Below are 25,233 nucleotides of genomic sequence, written 5' to 3'. Positions count from 1 at the left end.
TTTCACCTACTTAGATATTCTTTTTAAAACATAGTTTTGAATTAAGGTAAATAATAATATTAATGCAAATAATATTACTGCTGCAGCCATACCTTGACCATAGCGGTATTCAACATAGAATTTGTTGAAGATATAAAATACTCCTGTAGTTGCACTGTTTGCTATTCCTGCTTTCCCATTAAATATAGAGAATACTTGTGCATATACTTTGAAGGCATTAATAAAGTTTACCATTAATAAAAATGTTATTGTTGGTATCATTTGTGGTAGAGTTATTTTTATAAATTGTTCAAACTTTGAAGCTCCAAACATGTCTGCTACTTTATAATAATTTTCATCCACAGTTCTAAGTCCTGAAAGTAATATAATTATATTAAAAGCAAGACCTGACCAAATACCAAATATAATTAGAGTCGTCATACTCATACTCGGATCATCTAAGAAGTTTATTGGCCCTACATTTATAAGACCTAATAAGTAGTTTATAAAACCATATTCTCCATTGAATAAAAATCTAAATACTATACCTATCGCTATTACACTTGTTAAGTATGGTATAAAGAATATTGTCTCAAATAAGCTTTTATGTTTAATTTTTTCAAATATAGTTATTGCTATAAACATCGATATTATAAGGCCTATAGGCACTACTACAAATGAGAATAAGGCCGTATTTCCTATTGCATCGTGGAATTTAGGATCTTGTAATACTACTGAGAAGTTTCTAAATCCATTAAACTCTAAATTATTTAATGTACCTTTTTGCATAGACATTATAAATGTTTTAATTAAAGGTAAAACATTAAATATTCCTATTATTATTAAAGCTGGTAAAAGAAATAACCATGCTTGTGGTGAATTCTCCGCTCTATATTTTAACTTTTTCATTAATACACTCTAACTCCATTCTCTTGGAATAAATAAATTCCGTTGTAATCTATATCAAATCCTACTTCATCATTTTCTCTGATATTTTGATTTACATCAGTGATAGATTTTGCATGTACTCCGTTTACATTGAAGTTTACTATACAATCTTTTCCTATTAATTCAACTGTTTCTATTTCCGCTTTGAATAAAGGGTTTTCACTTGTTACGAAGTATTCTGGTCTTATACCCACTATGTATTTACCTTCTGTTAATTCAGCTTTAAATCTGTCTTTATTTAATAGATTTAAATCTATAGAGAAGTTTTCTCCTTTTAACATATTTCCTTCTTTTTCAAATTCAAATATGTTTATGATTGGATTACCCATGAATTTTGCAACAAATAAGTTTGCTGGTTCTAAATATAAATTTTGTGGTATATCAAATTGTTGAACTATACCTTCATTCATAAGAACTATTCTATCACTTATTGATAAAGCTTCTTCTTGGTCATGAGTTACGAATATAGTTGTTATTCCTATCTCTTTAACTAACCTTCTTATTTCTTCTCTTATTTTTAATCTAAGTCTTGCATCTAAGTTACTTAGAGGTTCGTCTAGTAATAATATTTTAGGGTTTTGAACTAAAGCTCTAGTTATTGCAACCCTTTGTTGCTGTCCACCAGACATATTTCCTGGTTTTTTATCTGCTAATTCTTCTATACTAGTAATTTTCATATATTTTTTAGCAATTTCCATAGCTTCAGCTTTAGGCATTTTCTTCTTTCCTACTGTTAGTGGGAACATAACGTTTTCTAATACTGTCATGTGAGGATATAAAGCATAATTTTGGAATACTAGTCCTATGTTTCTATCTTTAGGATGTTTATCTATTACAGACTCATTATCAAATTTTATATCTCCACTTGTAGGATCTAATAACCCTGCTAAAAGATTTAGTATTGTTGTTTTACCACATCCACTTGGACCTAGTAAACATACTAACTCTCCCTCGTTCATTTCTAGATTAATACTTTTTAAAGCCTCGTGACCATTGTCATAAACTTTTCTTAGTTTTTCAATTTGTATCATTTTGCACCTCTAATGAAATTTTTTCTTTTTTGATGTTTAAAGTCGAAATATAGATATATTTTATAACTTTAACATTATAGTATATCATATTTATTGTCTTTTTCGCATTTATTTCTTTTTAAGTATATAATAATTAGTCATAATATACAACATATTTTATATAATTATTAAAATTTAACAATTTACGACAATTATATGTCTAAATATGTTGATATAACTAATATACAATTTTTTTTTTATGTGATACACTAATATATTTAACCCACTTTTAACATTTCTTCATTATATAAAATACCTTTTGTAAAAAACAAAACAAAAAAAGATGTATCTATATAATTCCTAATTATTTAGATACATCTTTATATTTATAATTTAGCAATTTTTCAATATGCTCAATTTTCAAAGTAGAACAAATCTTCATTAAACATTTCCATAATGCATATATGTAAATCTCAAAAGTATCATGTTCATGCTTAGATAACTGTTCTTGTATAGAAACCTTAACAGATTTTGCTATAAAGAAAACCCACTTCAAAAAATCACAAAAACAAGCCACAATTTTTATCCATTAACTGCCTTTTATGTGAATTCAAATTCCCCTCATTGCTCGCTTATAATTTTATATAATCCTTACAATTAGTTATCCCATACCATTCACATTCTTTACATATATCATCAAATATGCATTCGTTTATACTCCCATATACTAAATCTTCTAAGTCCTTATAATTATATATACCCTCTTTTAAATTAAAGTGATTTATAACTTTAAAATCAAGTAAATTAACTTTTTCTTGAGATGAGCAAAGATTTTCACCTAATTTGTTAGGACATTTTTCACAAATGCTATCTGTATAAAAAACTAGCTCTACTTCTTTAATTTCCTCTTTTAAATTATCTACTTGAAGGAATTCATTATAAGCCTGAATCTCCTTTATGATACCCTCCATTTTCATTTTAAATTCTTCACTATATCCATTACCACTGTACGCTCTCATGCAAAGTATATGATGCGGTCTTATTTTTAACATAAAGTTACTTTTACGCCTCCTTTCAAAATTAAATTTTCTATTCTTAAATCATTGAAATTTCTATGTATTCATAAGATTATTATAGTATGAAAATACTATGTTTTATAGTATAATATTAATTAATCTTAGTTAGTTTTAATTTTGAATTTCCTCATTATAGGAGGAAATTTATGAAAGAATTAGTAATAGGAAATTTAATCGCAAAAATGCCTGTAATCCAAGGTGGTATGGGCATAGGAATATCTAGATCATCTCTAGCTTCTGCCGTTAGTAATGCCGGCGGTATAGGTATTATATCTGGTGTTAGCATTGGATATGACGAAGATGATTTTGAAAATAATACTTTGGAAGCAAACTTAAGGGCTTTAAAAAAGCATCTTATAATAGCCAAGGAAAAATCAAATAATGGTATAATTGGTGTTAATTTAATGGTAGCCATGAATTATTATGAAGATCATGTAAAAGCAGCAGTAGAGTCTGGCTGTGACTTAATAATTTCTGGAGCAGGACTACCTTTACAATTACCTAAATTAGTAAAGAACAGCAATACTAAAATAGCTCCCATTGTTTCATCATCTAAAGCAGCTCATGTTATTCTAAAAATGTGGGATAAAAAAGACAATACAACAGCTGATTTAATAATTGTAGAAGGTCCAAAAGCTGGTGGCCACTTAGGTTTTAGTAATGATGAATTAGATGATATAAAATCTATCAATTATGATGATGAATTTATTAAGATTTTGGACATAACAAAGAAGTACGAAGAAAAATACAATAAAAAAATACCTGTAATTGCAGCTGGTGGAATATCTTCTGGAATTGATGTAAAAAAATATTTAGATTTAGGTGCTGGCGGTGTTCAAGTAGGTACTAGATTTGTCGCTACTCATGAGTGCGATGCCCATGATAATTTTAAACAAACTTATATTAATGCCAAAGAAGAAGATATTAAGATAGTTAAAAGTCCTGTTGGGCTTCCAGGAAGAGCAATAAAAAATAAATTTATTGATACAATATTATGTTCAAGACCTAAAATTACTAAGTGCTATAATTGTTTAGTTCCTTGTAACCCAAAGAACACACCTTATTGTATTTCAACTGCTTTAATAAATGCAGTAAAAGGAAATGTTGATGATGCTTTATTATTCTGTGGTGCAGATGCATACAAAATAAATGAATTAAAATCAGTAAAAGAAGTTATGAATGAATTAACTTGTGAGATATAAACTATAAATTAAGGAAACTGGCTAACTCCATTGGAATTAGCCAGTTTTTTATAGTATTCAATATTTTATTTTTCATAATCTAGTTCCATTAGAGTTAATCATTTTTGTTCTTAAAATTCTATTTTCCTACAGTTCAGTCATATTAAAAATTACCCATTTTTCTAAATTTATCATATCTATTATTTAATAGTTCGTCATAATCTATATGAATTAAATTATCTAAGTCATTCAATATATATTCTTTTATATTTTCGGCTGCTTGAAGTGGATTTGTATGAGCTCCGTTCTCTGGTTCTATTATAATATCGTCTATTATCCCAAAGTTCTTCAAATCATGTGAAGTTATCTTCATTGCCAAAGCTGCTTTTTTAGCTTTACTTACATCTTTCCAAAGTATTGATGCAAATCCTTCTGGCGATAAAATAGAATAAATAGAGTTTTCCATCATATATACTTTATCTCCTAAAGCAAGAGCTAAAGCACCGCCGCTGCCACCTTCCCCTATAATTATAGATATTACAGGAGTTTTTAAACTACTCATTTCTAGCAAGTTTTGAGCAATAGCATAACCTTGCCCTCTCTCTTCAGCTCCTATACCACAAAATGCACCAGGAGTATCTATAAAACAAATAACAGGTCTTTTAAATTTTTCGGCTTGCTTCATTAATCTTAATGCTTTTTTATACCCCTCAGGATGAACCATCCCAAAGTTCGTGTCTATATTCTCTTTTGTAGTTTTTCCTTTGTTTATGCCAATAACTGTTACATTCACATTATTTATACTACCAATTCCGCCAATTATAGCTCTATCATCCCTAAAAGATCTATCACCATGAAGTTCAATAAAATCATCAAATATATTTTCTATATAAAATTTCGCATTCGGTCTATCTTTGTGTCTAGCAAGATTAACCTTATCCCATATTATATTTTCATTATTTTGCATTCTCACTCACCCCATGTAATCTTAAAACTTTATATAAGTAGTTTTTTAAATCTCTTCTTTTAACAATAGAATCTACAAATCCCTTTTCCAATGCAAATTCTGCACTTTGGAAATCCGCTGGTAGCTTCTCATTTATTGTATTTTCTATTACTCTTCTTCCTGCAAATCCAATAACTGCATTTGGCTCACTTATGATTATATCTCCTTCCATAGCGAAGCTTGCTGTAACTCCTCCTGTTGTGGGGTGCGTAATTACACTAATATATAATAAACCTGCCTTATCATGTCTTGATATTGCTAGTGAAGTTTTAGCCATTTGCATAAGAGATAATATACCTTCTTGCATTCTGGCTCCTCCAGACGCTGAGAAAATAATAAGAGGTAGTCTATTTTCTGTTGCATATTCAATAATACGTGTTATTTTTTCACCAACAGCAGAACCCATACTACCCATCATAAAGTTACTATCCATAATCGCAGTTGCTATCTTAATGGAACTAATTTCTCCTGTTCCAGTTATGACAGCTTCCTTCAATCCAGATTTTGCTTTATTTAATTCTAATTTATCTTCATAGCCTTCAAAATTCAAAGGATTCTTTGTTTCCACATCTTTAAATAACTCTATAAAACTATCTTCATCAAATATCTGCTCTATCCTCATCTTTGCTGAAATGCTAAAATGATGTCCACATCCTATACACACCTTATAATTTCTATCTAAATCTTCCTTATAAAGTATGTTTTTACATTTTGGACAATTAATCCATTTTCCATCAGGTATATTAGGAAGATTAGAGCTCTCATTTAGGTTTCTAGAGCTTACTGTTACATATTCTCTTTTTCTAAATAAATTTTTAAGCATTATTATTCACCAACTTATTCTCTATAAAAGAAGTATTATAATTTCCATTTATAAAATCCTCATGTTCAAGTATTTCATATTGAAAATCTATATTTGTTGTAACTCCACCTATGGCAAATTCATCTAAAGCTCTTTTCATTTTAATTATGGCATTTTCTCTGTCATCTCCAAATGTAATTAGCTTACCTATCATTGAGTCATAATATGGTGGAATTTCATAACCACAATAAATAGCACTATCTACTCTAACTCCCAATCCTGATGGAGTATATAATTCTGTTATTACTCCTGGACATGGTCTAAAGTTATTTTTAGGGTCTTCTGCATTTATTCTGCACTCTATGGCATGACCAGATATTTTAACATCATCTTGATTAGTTTCAAGTTCCATGCCTGAAGCTATTTTTAGCTGTTCTTTTACTATATCTATATTAGTTACCATTTCTGTAATAGGATGTTCAACTTGAATTCTTGTATTCATTTCCATAAAATAGAATTCTCCGCTATCATCCACTAAGAATTCTATGGTTCCTGCGTTTTTATAACTAACAGCCTCTGCTGCTTTAACTGCAACTTTTCCCATCTTTTCTCTTAAATTATCATTCAAAAAAACAGATGGAGCTTCTTCTAAAACTTTTTGGTTATTTCTTTGCAGCGAACATTCTCTCTCACCTAAATGAATTATCTTGCCATATTCATCAGCCAGTATTTGAAATTCTATATGTCTTGGATTTTCTATAAATTTTTCAATATAAACCTTATCCTCACCAAAACATGCTTTTGATTCTAATTTGGCAGCCTCAAAGTTATGTTTGAATTCTTTGATATCTCTTACTATCCTTATTCCCTTGCCTCCACCTCCGGCAGCGGCTTTTATCATCAGTGGAAATCCTATATTTTTAGCTATATCCAGGGCATGATCATAAGAAAGTATTTCTCCCTCATATCCTGGTACAACAGGAACTTTTGCTTTTTTCATGATTTCTCTAGCTCTTGCTTTGTCTCCCATTAGCTCAATAGTTTCATAATCTGGACCAATAAATTTTATATTGCACTCTCTGCACATTTTTGCGAACTTTGGATTTTCCGATAAAAATCCAAAACCGGGATGTATACCTTCACACCCCGTCAAAACACATGCACTCAAAATATTTGCCATATTTAAATAACTATCTTTGCTAAGTGCACCTCCAACACAAACAGACTCATCTGCCATTTGAGTATGAAGAGCATCTTTATCTTGCTCAGAGTAAATAGCCACAGTTCTTATATTAAGCTCTCTACAAGCTCTAATTATTCTTACCGCAATTTCACCTCTGTTAGCTATAAGAATTTTCTTTAACATAATATCACCTACCCAATAGCAAACATTATCTCGCCTTCACAAACTAAATTTCCATCTACAGTAGCTCTACCTTTTCCAACACCTATGCTACCTCTTAATCTAACTATCTCTATTTCAAGATTTAGTTTATCTCCAGGTGTTACTTGCTTTTTCCATCTTACTTTATCTGCTCCAACTAAAAATCCTATTTTTCCTTTAAATTCTTCTTGCGACAGTATACATATCGCTCCCATTTGAGCTAATGCTTCTAATATTAGTACTCCTGGCATTACAGGGTAATCCGGAAAATGTCCATTGAAAAAATTTTCATTTATAGTTACATTTTTATAACCTTTTGCACTTTCTCCTTCTACTACTTCTTCTACTCTATCTATCATTAAAAATGGATATCTATGAGGTAAAATATCTTTTATTTCTTTAACAGTTAACATTTATACTCTCCTTACCTTGAATAACGGTTCTCCATATTGAACCATTTTTCCATTTTCACTCAATACACTAACTATTTCACAATCAAACTCTGTACTTATTTCATTCATAAGCTTCATTGCTTCTACAATGCAAACTACTTCACCTTTGCTTATTTTTTGACCTACACTTACAATAGGTTCATCCTCTGGTGATATAGCTTCATAAAAAGTTCCAACTATTGGTGAAGCTATTACCTCTATATCAGCATCATCATTATTTTGTGAAATTTCATTTTCTACAATACTTTCTTTAACTTCTGATTTTATATCCACATCATTACTTAAATCAGTAATAGCTAATTTATTTAAATTATTGTCACATAACTCATTACTGTTAGACACATAATTTCTTGTAATTGATTTATCCATTTTTATAAACTCTTTGTCATCTTTCATTTCAAAATAAGATAAGTCGGAGTTATTAATAAGTTCAATAAGTTCTTTTACTTCATCAAATCTCATATTTTCCTCCTATTTAGTCCCACTTTTTAAACAACAGCGAAGCATTGTGACCACCAAATCCTAATGAATTACTTAAAGCATATTTAAGTTTTTTTTCTCTTCCCACATTAGGCACATAGTCTAAATCAAGTTCTTCTTCACTTTCACTATAACCTATAGTTGGGTGTATAAATCCTTCTTGTAAAGATTTTATACAGGCTATAGATTCTATTGCTCCAGCTGCACCTAATAAATGACCTGTCATAGATTTAGTTGAAGAAATAGGAATATTTTTCGCATCTTCTTCAAATACCTTTTTTATTGCTCTTGTTTCAAATAAATCATTGTATGGCGTTGATGTACCATGTGCATTTATATAAGAAACTTCACTTGTATTTATCCCTGCTTCGTCAATTGCATCTTTCATTGCTTTTGATGCGCTTACACCTTCTGGATCTGGAGAAGTTATATGGTATGCATCACAAGTTGATCCATAGCCTACTATTTCACATAGTATATTTGCGCCTCTTTTCAGTGCATGCTCCAAACTTTCCATAACTAATATACCTGCACCTTCTCCCATAACAAATCCACTTCTATCTTTGTCAAATGGTGTTGACGCTTTTTCAGGTGTGTTTTTAGAGTTTAAAGCTTTCATATTACTAAATCCAGCTATGGCTATTGGAGTAATAGACGCTTCACATCCTCCACTTATCATCACATCTGCATATCCATGTTTTATATGTCTAAATGCATCTCCTATATTATTAGTTCCTGTGGCACAAGCTGTTACTGCTGATGTACAAGTTCCTCTTGCACCGTACTTTATAGCAATATTAGCAGCTCCTGCATTAATAATAGTCATAGGTATATACATTGGAGATATTCTTTTAGGTCCTTTTTTGTGTAGATTTCCAAATTCATTTTCGTGAGTATGGAAACCTCCTATACCCGAACCTACCATTACACCAACTCTATTTTTATCTATTTCATCCATATTAAGACCTGATTGTTTTATAGCTTCTTCGCTTGCTATAAGTGCATATTGTGTAAACTTATCAAGTCTTCTACATTCTTTTTTATCTAAATAATCTTCTATTTTTAAGTCTTTAACTTCTCCAGCTATTTTCACATCTAGATTTTCAACCTCAATTGACTTAATAAAGTCGATTCCTAATTTTCCATTTTTAGCATTAGTCCAAAATTCTTCAGCACTATTTCCTATAGGGGTAATAGCACCTACACCTGTTATAACTACTCTTCTACTCATAAAAACCTCCTACATTGCCATTCCGCCATCAACATGGATGACTTGACCTGTTATATAATTAGATTGTTCACTAGCTAAAAACAATGCTAAATTAGCAATATCATCTGCCTGACCTAACCTTTTAAGAGGCACTTGAGACATTATATTTTTCTTTTGATCTTCATTAAGAACTTTTGTCATATCAGTATCTATAAATCCTGGAGCAATGGCATTTACATTAATGTTTTTACCTCCGATTTCACGTGCTAAAGACTTTGTCATACCGATAAGGCCTGCTTTTGATGCGCAGTAATTTACCTGACCTGCATTACCTATAACACCTACTACAGAAGACATATTTATTATTTTACCTTCTTTTTGCCTTATCATTATTGGAGTTACTGCCTTTAAGCAGTTAAATGCTCCTTTTAAATTAACCTCTATAACACTATCAAAATCTTCTTCTTTCATTCTCATTATTAAATTATCTTTTGTTATACCAGCATTGTTAACTAATATATCTACTCTTCCAAAAACTTCTTTAGCTTCTTTTATTAATCTTTCAGCTTCTTCAAAATTACTCACATTCGCTTTGATAATCAAAGTATCAGATCCTAACTTATCTAATTCTTCTTTTAACTGAAGAGCTTCTGTTTCACTATTTCTATAATTAAGCACTATATTAGCACCTTCCTTGGCATATTTTAAAGCAATTTCTCTACCTATACCTCTAGAAGCACCTGTAATTACTGCACATTTTCCTTGTAACATTAATTTTCCTCCCGTTATTCAAAGCTTAAGCATTAATTTTTTCAAGCTTTAAACTTTCAACTGTTTCTCCTAAAGACTTTAAATCTTCCACATTATAGATTTTTACATCTTTATCTATTTTCTTTACAAATCCAGTTAAAGTTTTACCTGGACCTACTTCTACAAAAGTATTAACACCTTTGTCAATCAAATCTCTTATACTCTTTTCAAAAAGTACTGATGACATTATTTGTTGTCTTAATAACTCCTTCACATCATCACTTTCTTCATAAGAACTTCCTTTTACATTAGAGTAAACGGTCTTTTCAAATTTATTTATATTTACTTCTTTTAATTCTTCATAAAATTTATAACTAGCTTTTTCATAAATTGAACTATGGAAAGGTCCACTTACTTTTAAAGGAACTACTATTCCTTTTAGTTCTTTTGCTATTTTCATACTTGCTTTTATCGCCTTATGATCTCCTGATATTACAACTTGCCCAGGACAGTTATAGTTTGCACCTTCCACAAGACCAAACTCACTAGCTCTTTTTATAAGCTCTTCAACTTTTTCATTATCAAGCTTTAATACAGCTGCCATAGTACCTTCCTCTGGGCTTACCTCAGAATCCATAATTTGTGCCCTCGTCTTTATAAGTTTCATCCCATCTTCAAAAGAAAGCATTCCTCCATATACTAAGGCTCCATATTCTCCTAAAGATAATCCTAACGCATAACCAGCTTCAATTCCTTCTTCTTCTAAAGCTTTTACACAAGCTAAAGATGTTAGCATTATTGCTGGCTGACTATTTTTAGTCCTTGTTAATTCTTCAATAGAACCATTGAAAATTAAATTCTTTATAGGCATATTTAGAATTTCTTCACCTCTATCAAATATGTCTTTGCAACTCTCTATATTGTCATATAAGTCTTTTCCCATGTTTATATATTGTGATCCTTGACCTGGAAAAAGAAATGCTATCTTATTACTCATTGCAAACCCTCCCAAGTACTAAATCTAATTCACTCATTAATTCATTTATAATTTCTTCACAGCTTTGTTTCTTGCTAACAAGACCAGCTATCTGACCTGCCATAACACTGCCGTTATTAATATCTCCATCTACTACAGCTCTTCTTAAGGCTCCTTTTCCTAAAGCTTCTATCTCCGTAGGATCAGCATTAGTTTTTTCTAGCTTAATATATTCTCTAGTAAGTTTATTTCTCAAAACTCTAACTGGATGAGATGTGCTTGTTCCAGTAACTTCAGTGTCTATATCTTTTGCATTTAAAACTCTATCTTTATAATTTTCATGTACCTTACATTCATCAGATACTAAAAATCTAGTTCCCATTTGAACTCCACAAGCTCCAAGCATAAGCGATGCTGCCATACCTCTTCCATCACCTATTCCTCCTGCTGCTATTACAGGGATATCCACTGCGTCCACAACTTGCGGTACTAAACTCATAGTTGTCAATTGACCAATATGACCTCCTGCTTCCATCCCTTCTACTATAACTGCATCTGCACCGAATTTTTCCATCCTCTTTGCAATTGCTACAGAAGGGACAACAGGTATTACTTTCACATTATGTTTTTTCCAATCTTCAATATATTTACCTGGGCTTCCTGCACCAGTAGTTACTACAGCAATTTGCTCATCACATACTAGTTTGGCAATTTCATCAATGTTATCTCTCATAAGCATTATGTTAATTCCAAAAGGCTTTTTAGTAAGTGACTTAGTTTTTTTGATTTCAGCTCTAACATCGTCTGTGCTCCCTACTCCACTTATAATTCCTAAGCCTCCTGCCTCACTAACTGCCGCTGCTAAATTAGCATCAGAAATCCAAGCCATACCTCCTTGAATTATTGGGTATTCTATATTAAGTAATTCTGTTATCCTTGAAGTTTTCATATTTCCTCCTGCAACCACATCTTATTATTGTACTTTTTCTTTTGTCTTTTCTTCTATGTAGTCAACTACGTCTTTTATAGTTTTCATATTTTCTGGTGATTCAACTTCTATTCCAAACTCTTCTTCTATCTCTATTATTAATTGGAATGTATCTAATGAATCTATTCCTAACGATTGAAAAGTACTATCTAATTTTATTTCATCTCTTTCTATTGATAAGTTTTCTTCCATTATTCCTTGTAATTTTTCAAATATCATTTTTAAATCCTCCATAAATTTTCTTAGTTTTAATTTTTATTATTTTTGTAATCTTAATTTTCTTTACTACTTCAGCTATCTTAATTAATTCTGTAATCTTAGTTAATCTTGTTAATTTTAAATTTCCTTAATTCTTATTTATTTTCAAATTAAATAGCCCAATTTATTAAAGTTGCTCCATATGTAAGGCCTGCACCAAATCCGACTAATATAATTTTACTATCTTTTTTTAGTAACCCTTTTTCATCCATATCGCTCAATGCAATTGGTATTGATGCCCCAGAAGTATTTCCATACTCCTCCATATTCATATAAAATTTATCCATATCCACTTTTAGTTTTTTAGCAGCATACTGAATAATTCTTACATTCGCTTGATGTGGGATTATATAATCAATATCATTTATATCTAAATTATTTTCTTTAAGTATTTTGTTAATTGAACTTACTATGACAGATGTAGCAAACTTAAATACTTCACCGCCATCCATCTTTAATTTAGAATGTCTAATTGTTTTATTCTCCACAAATGGGCTGTCTACGTCATTTCCTTCAATGGTTATACATTTATATTTGCTTCCTTCTGATTTACAAAAAGAGCTCATAAGTCCCAGGTCATCACTTTTTGACAGGATAGCAGCTCCTGCACCATCACCAAACAACACACATGTACCTCTATCTTCCCAATCAAGTGATTTTGAAAGATTTTCAGCACCTATAACTAGTGCATGTTTGTAATTATTTGATTTCATGAGGGCTTTTGCTACATCTAATCCATATATAAATCCAGAACATGCAGCACTTATATCAAAGGCAAGGGCATTATCTGCACCTATGATGCTTTGAACTATGCATGCCGTAGATGGAGTAAACATATCTGGAGTACAAGTCGCTACTACTATCAAATCCACATCTAATGGGCTTACATTTGCATTTTCCAAAGCTTTTTCACCAGCTTTTGCTGCCATATAAGATGTATCTTCACCTCTAGAAATATATCTACTTTTTATGCCAGTTCGTGAATAAATCCATTCGTCACTAGTATCAATGATTTCACTCAACTGATCATTAGTAACTAAGTGGGAAGGTGTATATTTTCCTAAACCTTCTATAATTACCTCTTTCATAGATTTCTCCTTCTTTTTATATTTGATTTAAAAATATTTTGATTATCAAAATATAATATTCAAAACAACCTAAAATTATTAATAAATTTATAATCTAGTTTTGTTTTGATATTCAAACTATATTACATTCAAATCAATAAGTCAACCTCTTTTATGTAAATTTTTTTCTTGTAAATAATTTTTAATTATCTTTTATTATAGTCATAGCATTGGCAATAGCATAATCTTTTCCATGAGATATTGATACTTTTATTTCTAAAACATTATAACTTTCACATATTTTTTCTAAATTATTATGTGTTTTTACTATGGGTTTTCCCAATTTATCTCTTAGTATTTCTATATCTTTAAAGTCATAACCTCTTATCCCTAATCCCAAAGATTTACTGATGGCTTCTTTGGCTACAAAGTTTCCAGCGATTGTTTGTGGTGCATATCCTTTTGATCTAAATAATTCTATTTCTTTATCAGTAAATAATTTTTTTAGAAAATTGCCATTACTATCTAAAGCATTTTTTATTCTTCCAATTTCTACAATATCTATTCCTATATCTAAAATATTCATAATTTCCTCCATTAATTAAGTATTTTTATTATCATCTTATTATTTATACATTTTAACACTATTCTTATATAAATTTTATGATAATTTTCCAACAGTAAATATAGTGCTTTAAGCTAGTATTCTGTCTCAGTAAGTAAAAAAAGACATTGATTATTAACAATGTCTTCTTACTTATTATTTAATTCTTGATTTTATGTAGTCTATATCTTCAATTAGTATATTCACCTTTTTTCTGTAATCTTTATTATACTCTAATACTAAATCTGCTTTATTCGTGTATTTATTGTAAATTTCAAGAAACTCGTCTATATTAAAACTTCCATAAAATATAGAATCATGACTGTCCTTTTTGCCGTCATTATTATGTAAATGATAAGATATTATTTTGTTTTTCAACTCTTTTATAACATATTCTAAATTCCATCCATTTGCAAATGCATGCCCAATATCTATTAATACATCCTGATTACTCTCTTTACAAATTTGAATAAACTCTTCCTGATCAAATAATATATTCTGCCTAGATATTACACCTGCATTTTCTATCACTATTTTAGCATTATAGTCTTTTGCTAATTTATTTAATTCTTCTAAGTTTATTTTAGAGTTCTTAATCATTACTTTTTTATCGTGTATTTTACAATTATTGTGATGATATACTATGTAAGAACTATCTAACTTTTGGGATAATTTTAGTGTGTCTATAAAATATTTTTTTGATATATTATATGAATCAGAACCTATTTCTGAAGAATGCTCTGTTTTGTAATATGGACCATGCATTGAAATTTTATATTTATTCAATCTTTCCATATTCTTATTAACAACCTCCATAAATTCTGGATTATGAAACTCTACAAATAGTTCTATTCCTACATTTTCATGTGGAATATGTTCAAGTATATTAAATACTTCTTCTAGCTGATTCACTTTAAACATATTTGTACTTATATAAATATTCATACTTATTTCTCCTCCGGATATCCAATAGACATAGTAGTTTCTCTATTAAATAAGTGAATTTTTCTAAAATTAGGCTTAAAGTATATTTCATCACCTTTTTTAAATGTATCTTCATCAACTAATGCAATTACTTCATTGCCTTCAATTTCAAAATATACCCCTATTTTATTTCCATAATCTTCAATATATTTAACAATACCTTTGAATGAATTCGCTATTTTTACGATAGATAATTCCACGTGCTCTGGTCTGACTCCAAAAGACAATTTACTTGCTCCATTAGACTCTATAAGTTTAATCCATTCATTTGATAAATTTATTACTTGGTTATTTATATTAATCGCTCCACTTTTATAATCAACATCAAATATATTCATTGACGGAGAACCTATAAACTTTGCAGTGAATATATTTCTTGGTTTATTATATACATTTTGTGGTGTATCAAGCATTTGTAAGTCACCTTTGTTCATTAATGCTACTCTATCTCCTATAGTCATTGCTTCCACTTGATCATGAGTTACGTATATAAAAGTTTGATTGTAGGTTTCATGAATTTTTACTAATTCTTTTCTAGCATGACCTCTTAATTGAGCATCAAGATTTGACAAGGGCTCATCTAGTAAGAAGAAATCTCCTCTTTTTACCACAGCTCTTGCAAGAGCAACTCTTTGACGCTGACCACCAGATAAGTCCTTAGGCTTACGATCTTCTAACCCTTCTAGCCTTAACATTTTAACTGCTGCGTTTAATCTTTCATCAATATCATCTTCAGGTATTTTATGAGCTTTAAGTCCATAAATTATATTTTCTTTGACTGTCATATGCGGAAATAACGCATAATTCTGGAATACCATAGCTATATTTCTATCACCACTTTTTACTTCATTTACACATTTTCCGTCCATATATATGTTTCCTGATGTTGGTTTTTCTAAACCAGCTATCATTCTTAAAGTAGTAGATTTTCCACAACCAGATGGACCTAGTATGATTAATCTTTCTCCTTCTTTTATAGTTAAATTTAAATTTTTAACAACATGTGTTTTCCCATAACTTTTGCATATATTTTCAAATACAATTTCTTTCATAATTTTCTCCTATCCTTTTATCCCCGATGATGTAAAAGTATCTATAATATGTTTTTGGAATATTATATATAATATTAAAGGTATTATCATTGTTATGACTGATACTGCCATTGCGATAGTAAAGTCTGTCCCACCTTCTGCACTTATGAATAATTGCAATGCTAAAGGCAATGTAAAGTTTTCCTTTGTCTTTAATATTAATACTGGCCAAACATACTCATTCCAAGAGTTTATAAAGAACATTATTCCTGTTGAAATTATTGAAGGTTTAACCATTGGAACAATTATATCTCTCATCCTCTTAAAATGATTTATATTTTCTAATTCCGTAACTTCGATAAGTGATTTTGGTATAGTTCTCATGGATTGCCTAAGCAAAAATATTCCTGTTGCATCACTTAACTGAGGTAAAATAACTCCCCACAAACTGTCCCTCAACCCTAATTGAGATATAGTTAAATAATTTGGTATCATAGTTACCGTAAAAGGTATAAATATCGTACTTATCATTATAAAGTACAGTATATTTTTATATTTAAAATCAAAGTATACAAATGCATATGCTGCTAAAACAGATGTTGTAACTTTAAATAATGTAACCATTGTTGCTATAAAAAAGGTATTACCTGTTATATTTACAAAAGGAAGTCTTTTAAACACTTCTATATAGTTATTTAATGTTGGTTCGTTAGGTATAATTCCTAACACATTATTGTAGGCTTCACCTAAACTTTTAAATGAGCTTGATATGGCAAATATAATTGGAAAAAGAGAGATTATCACAAATATACCTAAAAGTATGTGCCATTTAAATTCTGAATTTAACTTAGTTTTCATAATATACTCCTTTTTCTACATATTTAAATTCTAATATTAATAACACTACGAATAATGCCATTGTTATTATGGCAAATGCTGATGCTGTTCCTGTTTTATATAATACAAAAGCTTCTTGATAAACATTGTAAATAGCGTTGGAACTTGCATAGTTTGGACCACCTTGAGTAATAACTTTTATAGGTGTAAACACGTATTGCAACCCCTGAACTATTGTCATAATTAATACGTATATTCCTGTCGCACTACTCATGGGTATTATTATATCTATAAATATCTTATGCATAGGAATATTATCTAGCTTTGCAGCCTCTATAACCTCACTAGATACTCCCGATACTCCAGCAAGTACAACGATAAAATTGTAACCGAAGATTTTCCAGCTTGTTATTAAACTTAATATTACAACTACTAGTCCATCAGTTTTAGTCCATATGGGTAATGTTATTCCAAACCACTTTGCAATTGCCGCCGCTGGCCCTGAGATTGGATTAAGAATCCACAAATATAAAATAGAGCCAACAACCAAAGAAATTACACTTGGTAAGAATATAACGCTTTTATAAAACCCTTTTGCCTTTGTTATTACAACAGAAAGTATAAAAGATAATATGTATGGTGCTACAAAGTTAACCAAAAGTAATATTATTATATATAAAAATGTATTTCCCATAATTTTATAAGTTAATGGGTCATTAAATATTTCGATATAATTGCTTAATCCTACAAAAGTTTTTGTCGGTTTAACCATATTCCACGAAAAGAAACTTAAGTATACAGTTCTAATTAATGGCCAAAACATGAATAATGCAAAAGCTAGAATTGATGGTAGGATAAGTAAGTGTGGAGTTAATTTTTCTTTAATTTTACTCATTTAATGTCTCCTTATTTAAATCTTTATAATAAAAGGTAGAAACTATTTTTCTACCTTTTATAGAAATAATCTTTATTGTTTTTCTAATAATTTGTTTATTTTATTTTGTGCTTCTGTTAAACCATCTTTAGTTGAAACTCTTCCACCTAAAATTTGATCTCTTGTATCTAATAATATTTGTTCTGCTTCAAGGCCTGCATCTCCCGGGAAAGAAGTCCAGGATACTACGTCTTCCATTTGGCTTGTAGCAGCTTCCATCATTTCATTTTCTTCTAAGAAAGATTTTAGTCCGTTTTCAGCTTCTGCAACATCTTTTCTTGGAGGTACATATCCCGTTCCTATAGTCCACTCTGCCATAGATTCTACACTATATAAGTACTTTTGGAATTCCCATGCAGCTTTTTGCTCTTCTTCATCTTGAGCTGTAATCGCTAAAAAGCATCCACCTGCTGGTAATCTTACATCTTCACCTTCCCAAGCTGGCGAATTAACTGCTGAAACATCAAACTCAGCACCTTCTTGTATACTCGCTCTTCTTGCAATTGTAGTATATAACATACCTACTTCACCATTTATAAATGATTGAACACCCTCATCCCATGATATATGTAATGCTTCTTCATTTTTTACCATGTTAGCATAGGCCTCATAAGCCTCTATTCCTTTATTTGACGCAAAAGTTGCTTTGCCATCAGTTATCATTCTAGCTCCATTACTTTCTAATAAAGCTTGAGTTGCCCAGTTATCAGCTGGTTCTTGTATATAAACACCATATTTATCAGTTTTCTCTTTTATTGTTTTAGCAAATTCTTGTACTTGTTCCCAAGTTTTTGGACCATTCTCATCTAATCCACACTCTTTCAACATATCTTTATTTATGTATAATACAGGCGTACTCAAAGAATAAGGTATACCAACTTGACTCCCTTCACTATTTTTAGCAAGATCTAATATATTTGGTAAGAAGTTATCCTCTAAGAATGTTTTATCTTCTGGAAAGTGTTTATCTATTATATCTTGAGGCTCTACATAATCAAAGTTATTTGAAAAGTAATCTAAGAATGACCATCCAACTTGTACTAAGGCTGGAGTAGACCCTGTAGCTGCTTCAGCTTGGAAATTTTGTAATAATCCTTTGTACATGTCAGGGTTATATTTAGCAACTACTTCCACGGTATCACTTTGACTATTGAACTCTTCAACTAATTTATCTACACTTTTTCCACCTTGAGTTTCAGCATTAACATGCCAGTACTCTATTTTTACCTTTTTATCAGATGATTGAGCACTACTTAGCCCATTACTACATCCAACAGCAAGTAAAGATACTGCACTAATTAAAGAAAATATTTTAACTAATTTTTTATGCATTTTTCTCTCTCCTAATCATTACATAAATTTTTTTATAATTTCTATAACGCCATTCTCATACTCTTCCTTTGTTGTATAGTCGGCTATGTCTTTTAATCCATCTACTGCATTGTTTACAGCAAATCCGACATCAGCTACTTCAAGTAATTCTTTATCATTCATATGATTTCCAACAGCTATTATTTCTAGATTTTCTATATTTAGATGATTTTTTAATACCTTTAATGCACTTCCTTTTGAGATATTACTTTGAACTATTTCAAAATAATCATCTTCTGAGATAACATATCTAAATTTATCTTTTATAGAAATATCTAAGTCATTCCACATTTCTTCGTATTTTTCTACATCTCCAATTACTAATACTTTGTTTACTCTTATATCCGTATCAAACAAAGCTTCATCTATTTCTTCACATTTCGTAATCTCTTTCTTCTCATATACTGATATTCTCTGTGTATATTTGAAACAAAGAATCTTACCATTAACATAAAGTATTATAGACGCTCCAAATTTCTCAACTTCTCTTAAAAAAAACAATATTTCTTTTATCAAAAATCGTTCAGAATAAATTTTTTCGCCATTTATATCTACTATCTTAGCTCCATTGTAAGTTATATAAGGTGCATTAATACCTACTTCTTTAGCTACTTCTATACTCGTTTCTATAGGTCTTCCTGTAGCTATAGTAAACATATTTCCTTTTTCCTTAAATTTTTTTATGTAAGATATCAATTCTTTTGAAACACCATATCCCTCACAATCACTATTGAATAAAGTCCCGTCTAAATCAGACACTATCATTTTTGTACTCATGCAAAGCTCCTTTAATTTTAAAATTTAGAAAATTAACCTCCTATACCATTTATTTCACAATTATTGGTTTTCTCCAGTCTCCACCAAGAATCATGGTTATTGACATTGCGTAAGTATTTATCTATTTAAAATCTAGTATCTAACTAATATTTATTTCATCATCTATCTTTATGTTCCATAATTCTTCTTTGCTAAAAGATATAGCATCAGCTCCTTGCTTTAAGCCTTCTATTATCTGCTCTTCTTTATCTATTAATCCACCAAGAATAATTGGTCTATTTATTTCCTTTTTTAATCTGTCAACTATTTCACCACATAATGCTGGCATTACTTCTACCATATCTGGATCATTTTCTATAATACTTGCTATAGAATTTTTTAAGGATTTATTATCAATTAAAAATACCCTTTGTATTGTCATTAGTCCTCTTTTTTTAGCAGCATTTAAAACAGTACTTTTAGTAGATACAATCCCACTTGGGTTTATGTATTCTTTAATAAATTTCATAGATTCAACATCATTTGACAAACCTTTTAACAAGTCTAAATGTATAAATATAGGCTTTTTATCTTTGTTCTTTTTAAATTCATCTTGTAATAAATAATTTAATTTGACTTCCATTAATATTACTGCTGAAACATTTGATTCTACAGCTTTGCTTAAATTATTAGATCTTGCAGCAGCTATCAAGGGATTTTTAATTATATTATTTTTCATTTTATTTCCTTCTTCCGTCGAAATATTTTTTATTTACAACTTAATATTAACGATGAAATGTTAGATATATATTAAATCAATGTAAGATTTTATATTTTTAGATAAACAACAAAAAAGAAGCCAAGATTATAAACTCTTAGCTTCTTTTTATTAAATCCTCTATTTTGTTGTATATTTTCTGAAACAAATAAGTTCATACAATATAAAAAAGTATTATCAATGCTCCTATTGATAATACTTTTGCATTTATTATTCACATTTAAATGTGTTACAACATGCATTTTGAACATCTATCTGAACATTTTCTGCATGACAACCTTTATTTTCATTATGTATACAATTGTAAGCTTCACATTTAATATTACTTACCTCTGTATCTAGAGCATCTATACTATTTACAAAACTACTCTTTGCTTTGTCTATAAAAGTTGTGCAAGTAGTTCCTGATGTTTCTACAGCGCTACGTCCACCTACATTTATAGCTCCTGCTTTACATTCAAAGTTGAAATTATGTAAACAGTTTGTTGCATTACAATTTAAACTTCCATCTTGCATATTCATACCTCCTTATGAAATGTTTCTTTTATTATTTCCAAAAGGAGAAATAAAATTCTAGTGTACTTTTTAATATAATTTAATCAAAAATTTAATTTTCTTCATCATTTATTATTCTAGTGTAAATTAGTGCCTTTGATATTCTATCTAAAATTTCATCTTTTTCATCTACAAATTTGCCTGAATTTCCATTCCAAGACTTATCAAATAATTCATCACATATTTTATTAAATTCAAAATCTTTAACAATTGCATAGTTATTAAATTTATCTGGATTCATCTTTATTATCTTTAAATTTTTAGATAAGTATATTGAGGGCTTTAAATCAGAATTAAAGTCATCCAAAATGTTATTTTCAATAAGTTTTATTTCTATACTTTCATTATTTTTTATTATTTTTTCCATATTTTTTATATGTTTTTCTACTTGAGCCAAAGTCAATTTAATAGGTCTATTAAAAAATATCGCTTCTCCATTTGATATATATTTCATTAATTCAGTTTCATATATTAAAACCTTTATATTAGATTTGTATATGATACTTTGTAAAAATATATTTATTTGTCGTAACTCCTGTATTACTTCTTTATCTTGTCCAAACACACTTTCTGCCAATTCCATAAATAAATCTGATGGCATAAAAAACTCATTCATTGACCCTAATATCCACTTCAAGTCTTGCCCCATAATGTATTGCATATAAACTTTATCCTTTAGAACATCTATTGATGGCTTCTTTTCTACAAGTAATTTTCCTTGATCTTTTATTATTTCTTCAAAGCTATAATAAACTTCATCTATTATAGTTCTCTCTTTTGACATATTTGTAAATAAGCAACGCTCATTATTTGCAAATATAGCGCTATGAAATATTCTATCCTTTATAACTGATAAAATATCACTATTGTCAATATTGCAATTATATACTTCAAAATTTAAATCAGTATAAGTTATTATCATATATATTAAAATGAAAGTATTCAATATGGTGTTATTTTCACTTCCTTCAAATCCAGTTAAAAATCTAACTCTTATCTCTTTATCCTTTTGTATTTCAGCTAATGAAGATTTCATCCCTGCTATATATACTTTATCATTACTTTTCAATTTATATAAATTTGTAGATAAAATTATATCCAACTTGTTGGATTCATTTATATATAAATCTGTGTCATTTGACAAGTATTGCTTTCTTAGTCTCGGATTTATATGAAGTATACTATTATAATTTTCTTCCGAATGAGTACCTTTATATATATTAGAATCACTTTTTTGTGCTGTAATTAAATAAGATTTTTTTAAACTTCGTTCAATATACTTCGCTAACTCAGTGTCATCTTCTACTTCTATTTCAAAATATCTCTTAAGTCCTTGATTTGATATAGGATTAAGAGAGCTAACTATAAATTGTGATGTAGCTTTACATATGCTTGATATACTCTTCTGTGTAGGCAAGTTTCTTCCGTTTATCCATTTACTTATATAAGATATATCATAACCTAATTCTTTTGCTAGTGTAATTTTCTTTTGATTGGATAGATAAAGTAACTTCTCTAACAATTGACCAAACTCAATATTTTCCAAATTATCCACCTTCCTTTTGTACATCCATTCATTTTTATTTTGTGCTAATATTATTTAATTATTTTCATGATTCAATCCTTATATTAAAATTAGCTGGTTTATATTATATACCACAACAATACATAAAAGGTTAATTATGCAATATTGATCCTTGAATTTTATTTGATTTTTTTTTCAAATTTGCTCACAATGCTTCCGTTGTTCTTTATATATCATTTATGATATCCTAGTTTTCAGGATAAACGTCATATTATCTTATATTTTGACAATTATCTACATTTTTTAGAAGTATATATTTACAAATGTAAATAATAAACTATTTAAAAGGAGAAATCATTCGTTATGAGTACTTTAAATCAAAGTAAAAGCAAGAAATTAGCAACTGGTTGGCTAATAGTTATTGCATGTATGCTTATACAAGCTATACCATTTGGTGTTGCATCTAACATTCAACCATTATTCATGGCTTACATCTTAGATCCTCAATCAGGATACGGATTCTCACAAGCCGGATTTTCATTAATATTCACATTAGGTACAGTAGTATCTGCAATAGCATCTCCATTTGTAGGATCTATGTACAACAAAGTTAGTGTGAAAACGATGTATTTAGCAGGTTCTATACTTTCTGGTGGAGGATTCTTAGCATTCTCTATGTGTAAAGAATTATGGCAATTCTACCTAGTTGCTGGTATAGTTCAAGTTGGTACAGCTGCAATATCATCAATTGGGGTTCCATTATTAATAAATGGATGGTTTGATGAATTATCTAAAGGTAAAGCAATGGGTCTTGCTTTCGCTGGGGGATCTATAGGTAATATATTCCTTCAAAGTATGACTGCTTTCTCATTAGCAAACTTCGGTATATCTAAATCATACCTTATGTTTGGTGCTTTATCATTAGCAGTAGGTATACCTATAAGTATCCTATTCTTAAGAATGCCAAAGAACGATGGCGAAATAGTTAAAGGTAAGAAAAAAGGAAATGATAAAGAAGAAAACAACAGTGACGTTTCAGTTGACTGGGGATATTCTTTAAAAGAAGTTAAAAGCTTAAAATACTTCTGGATATTAGCATTAGGATTATTCTTCTTAGGTATGTATGTTTCTGTTTTAGCAGTACAATACCCTGCTTACTTAAAGAACTTCCTAAAAGTTGACCCTATGATAGTTGGTATGGTAGGTTCTACATTTGCTTTATTCTCTCTTGGAGGAAACTTATTCGGTGGTGTAATATTTGATAAATTAGGTATCACTAAAGGTCTTATGGTTGCATTTGGACTTGCTGGTACTTCATGTTTAGCATTAATGAATGCAGGTTCAATACCTATGTTAGCTCCTGTATTTGCTGCTTTAAAAGGTTTATCAGTATTCGCTTACATGATGGGACCATCTTTACTTACAGGTTCATTCTTCGGTAAAAAAGAATTTGGTGCTATACTTGGTGTAGTTCAAATATTCTTCGCAGTAGGATTTGCTGCCGGTTCATCAATATTCGGATTATTAGTTGATAATATGGGATACAGTGTTGCTTGGATATTTGTATTCGCATTTATAGTTGTATGTTATGTTTCTTTAATAACAGCTTCTATAGGTATGACTAAATTAAACAAAGAAAGAATCTCTAAATTACAAGCTAGTACATCTTCTGATGTTGCTTAATATATATATAATTGCTTATTTAAAAAAGGAGTGTATTTTATACACTCCTTTTTTCATATTATTATTTAATTGTATTAGTAATACCTATTTTTTATTTATAGTATTTATAGTAATGATAAACTTACTTTCTTTTCCTAATTCACTTTGTACGTTTATACTACCACCATGTAATTCAGCTATCCTCTTAGTAATCTCCAAACCTAAACCACTTCCACCGATACTACTTCTAGACTTATCTCCAATAACAAATTCTATATAACCTCTTTTCACTTTTATCTAGTTTATCTATCATATACTAATAATTCAGAGATATAAAAATCACTTTCATCATCATATGCTTTTATAACTGTATAACTTTTTCTTAAATATAAATCTATAGTTTCTACTATTTCGATTTCATCATCTACTACTAATATTTTCATTGTCTCACTCTATTCTTATGTCTATATTATAAAATACCAATCTTAAGATAATCTTTCCTAAAAATTATAATTAGGTTAATTTATTACAAAATTTTATACTTATCGTCCCTTGTAACAAAATCACATAAAATATTAAATAAATTGTACCTAAAGTACAATGACTAAAAACTCACTAGTATGATAGCA

29 protein-coding genes are annotated in these 25,233 nt (G+C 29.5%); 2 read left to right on the top strand and 27 right to left on the bottom strand.

Annotated elements, in window-relative coordinates; genetic code table 11:
* Positions 1 to 6 precede the first annotated feature (6 nt).
* The 4 genes from QX51_RS09010 to QX51_RS08995 all read right to left on the bottom strand — a co-directional run bounded on the left by QX51_RS09010 (position 7) and on the right by QX51_RS08995 (position 2,989).
* Positions 7 to 888: a carbohydrate ABC transporter permease gene (locus tag QX51_RS09010; RefSeq protein WP_039679574.1), complete on the bottom strand. Its 882-nt coding sequence runs from the start codon at positions 886 to 888 to the stop codon at positions 7 to 9.
* Entirely contained in the window at positions 888 to 1,958 is a 1,071-nt protein-coding gene (locus QX51_RS09005; protein ID WP_039679573.1) for an ABC transporter ATP-binding protein, read from the bottom strand. The genes QX51_RS09010 and QX51_RS09005 overlap by 1 nt, the downstream gene beginning before the upstream one ends.
* Positions 1,959 to 2,301: 343 nt before the next feature.
* On the bottom strand, positions 2,302 to 2,493 hold the full coding sequence (locus QX51_RS09000) for a hypothetical protein (protein WP_152607226.1): 192 nt from the start codon (positions 2,491 to 2,493) through the stop codon (positions 2,302 to 2,304).
* Between the two features lie 76 nt (positions 2,494 to 2,569).
* On the bottom strand, positions 2,570 to 2,989 hold the full coding sequence (locus QX51_RS08995; RefSeq protein WP_039679571.1) for a DUF1284 domain-containing protein: 420 nt from the start codon (positions 2,987 to 2,989) through the stop codon (positions 2,570 to 2,572).
* 170 nt (positions 2,990 to 3,159) lie between these two features.
* Between QX51_RS08995 and QX51_RS08990 the strand changes: the two genes are divergently transcribed.
* Positions 3,160 to 4,215 (top strand): NAD(P)H-dependent flavin oxidoreductase, encoded by a 1,056-nt coding sequence (locus QX51_RS08990; protein WP_039679570.1) that lies wholly within the window; start codon positions 3,160 to 3,162, stop codon positions 4,213 to 4,215.
* Positions 4,216 to 4,357: 142 nt separating this feature from the next.
* Here QX51_RS08990 and QX51_RS08985 read toward each other — a convergent pair whose 3' ends face one another.
* The 21 genes from QX51_RS08985 to QX51_RS08885 form a co-directional block, all read right to left on the bottom strand.
* Entirely contained in the window at positions 4,358 to 5,161 is an 804-nt protein-coding gene (locus QX51_RS08985; protein WP_039679569.1) for an acetyl-CoA carboxylase carboxyltransferase subunit alpha, read from the bottom strand.
* On the bottom strand, positions 5,151 to 6,023 hold the full coding sequence (accD, locus tag QX51_RS08980) for an acetyl-CoA carboxylase, carboxyltransferase subunit beta (protein WP_039679568.1): 873 nt from the start codon (positions 6,021 to 6,023) through the stop codon (positions 5,151 to 5,153). Before accD ends, QX51_RS08985 begins: the two co-directional genes overlap by 11 nt.
* A complete protein-coding gene (locus tag QX51_RS08975; protein ID WP_039679567.1) occupies positions 6,016 to 7,368 on the bottom strand; it encodes an acetyl-CoA carboxylase biotin carboxylase subunit in 1,353 nt (450 codons plus the stop codon). Before QX51_RS08975 ends, accD begins: the two co-directional genes overlap by 8 nt.
* A gap of 8 nt (positions 7,369 to 7,376) precedes the next feature.
* Positions 7,377 to 7,799, bottom strand: coding sequence for a 3-hydroxyacyl-ACP dehydratase FabZ (gene fabZ, locus QX51_RS08970; RefSeq protein WP_039679566.1), 423 nt, complete (start codon positions 7,797 to 7,799; stop codon positions 7,377 to 7,379).
* The gene (accB, locus tag QX51_RS08965; protein WP_039679565.1) at positions 7,800 to 8,300 is read right to left on the bottom strand and encodes an acetyl-CoA carboxylase biotin carboxyl carrier protein; all 501 of its coding nucleotides are present in this window, start codon (positions 8,298 to 8,300) and stop codon (positions 7,800 to 7,802) included.
* Between the two features lie 13 nt (positions 8,301 to 8,313).
* Complete coding sequence (gene fabF, locus QX51_RS08960; RefSeq protein WP_039679564.1) at positions 8,314 to 9,549, bottom strand: beta-ketoacyl-ACP synthase II; 1,236 nt, start codon at positions 9,547 to 9,549, stop codon at positions 8,314 to 8,316.
* A 9-nt stretch (positions 9,550 to 9,558) separates the two neighbouring features.
* On the bottom strand, positions 9,559 to 10,299 hold the full coding sequence (fabG, locus tag QX51_RS08955; protein ID WP_039679563.1) for a 3-oxoacyl-[acyl-carrier-protein] reductase: 741 nt from the start codon (positions 10,297 to 10,299) through the stop codon (positions 9,559 to 9,561).
* A gap of 25 nt (positions 10,300 to 10,324) precedes the next feature.
* The gene (gene fabD, locus QX51_RS08950) at positions 10,325 to 11,275 is read right to left on the bottom strand and encodes an ACP S-malonyltransferase (RefSeq protein WP_039679562.1); all 951 of its coding nucleotides are present in this window, start codon (positions 11,273 to 11,275) and stop codon (positions 10,325 to 10,327) included.
* Entirely contained in the window at positions 11,268 to 12,203 is a 936-nt protein-coding gene (fabK, locus tag QX51_RS08945) for an enoyl-[acyl-carrier-protein] reductase FabK (RefSeq protein WP_039679561.1), read from the bottom strand. The genes fabD and fabK overlap by 8 nt, the downstream gene beginning before the upstream one ends.
* A 24-nt stretch (positions 12,204 to 12,227) precedes the next feature.
* Positions 12,228 to 12,461, bottom strand: coding sequence for an acyl carrier protein (locus QX51_RS08940; RefSeq protein WP_039679560.1), 234 nt, complete (start codon positions 12,459 to 12,461; stop codon positions 12,228 to 12,230).
* A 149-nt stretch (positions 12,462 to 12,610) separates the two neighbouring features.
* Positions 12,611 to 13,588, bottom strand: a complete 978-nt coding sequence (locus QX51_RS08935; protein ID WP_039679559.1) for a beta-ketoacyl-ACP synthase III — start codon at positions 13,586 to 13,588, stop codon at positions 12,611 to 12,613.
* A 181-nt stretch (positions 13,589 to 13,769) separates the two neighbouring features.
* The gene (gene acpS / locus QX51_RS08930; RefSeq protein WP_039679558.1) at positions 13,770 to 14,153 is read right to left on the bottom strand and encodes a holo-ACP synthase; all 384 of its coding nucleotides are present in this window, start codon (positions 14,151 to 14,153) and stop codon (positions 13,770 to 13,772) included.
* Between the two features lie 174 nt (positions 14,154 to 14,327).
* Positions 14,328 to 15,116 carry a sugar phosphate isomerase/epimerase family protein gene (locus QX51_RS08925; protein ID WP_039679557.1) on the bottom strand — a complete coding sequence of 263 codons (789 nt, stop codon included), beginning with the start codon at positions 15,114 to 15,116 and terminating at the stop codon, positions 14,328 to 14,330.
* Between the two features lie 2 nt (positions 15,117 to 15,118).
* On the bottom strand, positions 15,119 to 16,207 hold the full coding sequence (locus QX51_RS08920) for an ABC transporter ATP-binding protein (protein ID WP_039679556.1): 1,089 nt from the start codon (positions 16,205 to 16,207) through the stop codon (positions 15,119 to 15,121).
* A gap of 9 nt (positions 16,208 to 16,216) precedes the next feature.
* Positions 16,217 to 17,044, bottom strand: coding sequence for a carbohydrate ABC transporter permease (locus tag QX51_RS08915; protein WP_039679555.1), 828 nt, complete (start codon positions 17,042 to 17,044; stop codon positions 16,217 to 16,219).
* The gene (locus tag QX51_RS08910) at positions 17,034 to 17,918 is read right to left on the bottom strand and encodes a carbohydrate ABC transporter permease (RefSeq protein ID WP_039679554.1); all 885 of its coding nucleotides are present in this window, start codon (positions 17,916 to 17,918) and stop codon (positions 17,034 to 17,036) included. Before QX51_RS08910 ends, QX51_RS08915 begins: the two co-directional genes overlap by 11 nt.
* A 72-nt stretch (positions 17,919 to 17,990) precedes the next feature.
* Complete coding sequence (locus tag QX51_RS08905) at positions 17,991 to 19,289, bottom strand: ABC transporter substrate-binding protein (protein ID WP_039679553.1); 1,299 nt, start codon at positions 19,287 to 19,289, stop codon at positions 17,991 to 17,993.
* 18 nt (positions 19,290 to 19,307) lie between these two features.
* Entirely contained in the window at positions 19,308 to 20,105 is a 798-nt protein-coding gene (locus QX51_RS08900) for a Cof-type HAD-IIB family hydrolase (RefSeq protein ID WP_039679552.1), read from the bottom strand.
* Positions 20,106 to 20,244: 139 nt separating this feature from the next.
* Entirely contained in the window at positions 20,245 to 20,823 is a 579-nt protein-coding gene (locus tag QX51_RS08895; RefSeq protein WP_039679551.1) for a glycerol-3-phosphate responsive antiterminator, read from the bottom strand.
* Between the two features lie 249 nt (positions 20,824 to 21,072).
* Positions 21,073 to 21,378 (bottom strand): DUF1540 domain-containing protein, encoded by a 306-nt coding sequence (locus QX51_RS08890; RefSeq protein ID WP_039679550.1) that lies wholly within the window; start codon positions 21,376 to 21,378, stop codon positions 21,073 to 21,075.
* A gap of 91 nt (positions 21,379 to 21,469) precedes the next feature.
* Positions 21,470 to 22,963 (bottom strand): helix-turn-helix domain-containing protein, encoded by a 1,494-nt coding sequence (locus QX51_RS08885; protein WP_039679549.1) that lies wholly within the window; start codon positions 22,961 to 22,963, stop codon positions 21,470 to 21,472.
* Between the two features lie 342 nt (positions 22,964 to 23,305).
* Between QX51_RS08885 and QX51_RS08880 the strand changes: the two genes are divergently transcribed.
* On the top strand, positions 23,306 to 24,625 hold the full coding sequence (locus QX51_RS08880; RefSeq protein WP_039679548.1) for a conjugated bile salt MFS transporter: 1,320 nt from the start codon (positions 23,306 to 23,308) through the stop codon (positions 24,623 to 24,625).
* Between the two features lie 84 nt (positions 24,626 to 24,709).
* Here QX51_RS08880 and QX51_RS08875 read toward each other — a convergent pair whose 3' ends face one another.
* Together QX51_RS08875 and QX51_RS20650 are read right to left on the bottom strand one after the other, a co-directional pair.
* Complete coding sequence (locus QX51_RS08875; RefSeq protein WP_039679547.1) at positions 24,710 to 24,895, bottom strand: ATP-binding protein; 186 nt, start codon at positions 24,893 to 24,895, stop codon at positions 24,710 to 24,712.
* Between the two features lie 11 nt (positions 24,896 to 24,906).
* Entirely contained in the window at positions 24,907 to 25,047 is a 141-nt protein-coding gene (locus tag QX51_RS20650) for a response regulator transcription factor (protein ID WP_139045039.1), read from the bottom strand.
* Positions 25,048 to 25,233: the final 186 nt, after the last annotated feature.

Source organism: Terrisporobacter othiniensis (assembly GCF_000808015.1).
In the GTDB taxonomy this organism is placed as follows: domain Bacteria; phylum Bacillota; class Clostridia; order Peptostreptococcales; family Peptostreptococcaceae; genus Terrisporobacter; species Terrisporobacter muris.
Note: the sequence above shows the minus strand (reverse complement) of the source record. Positions and strands in the feature narration are given on the sequence as shown.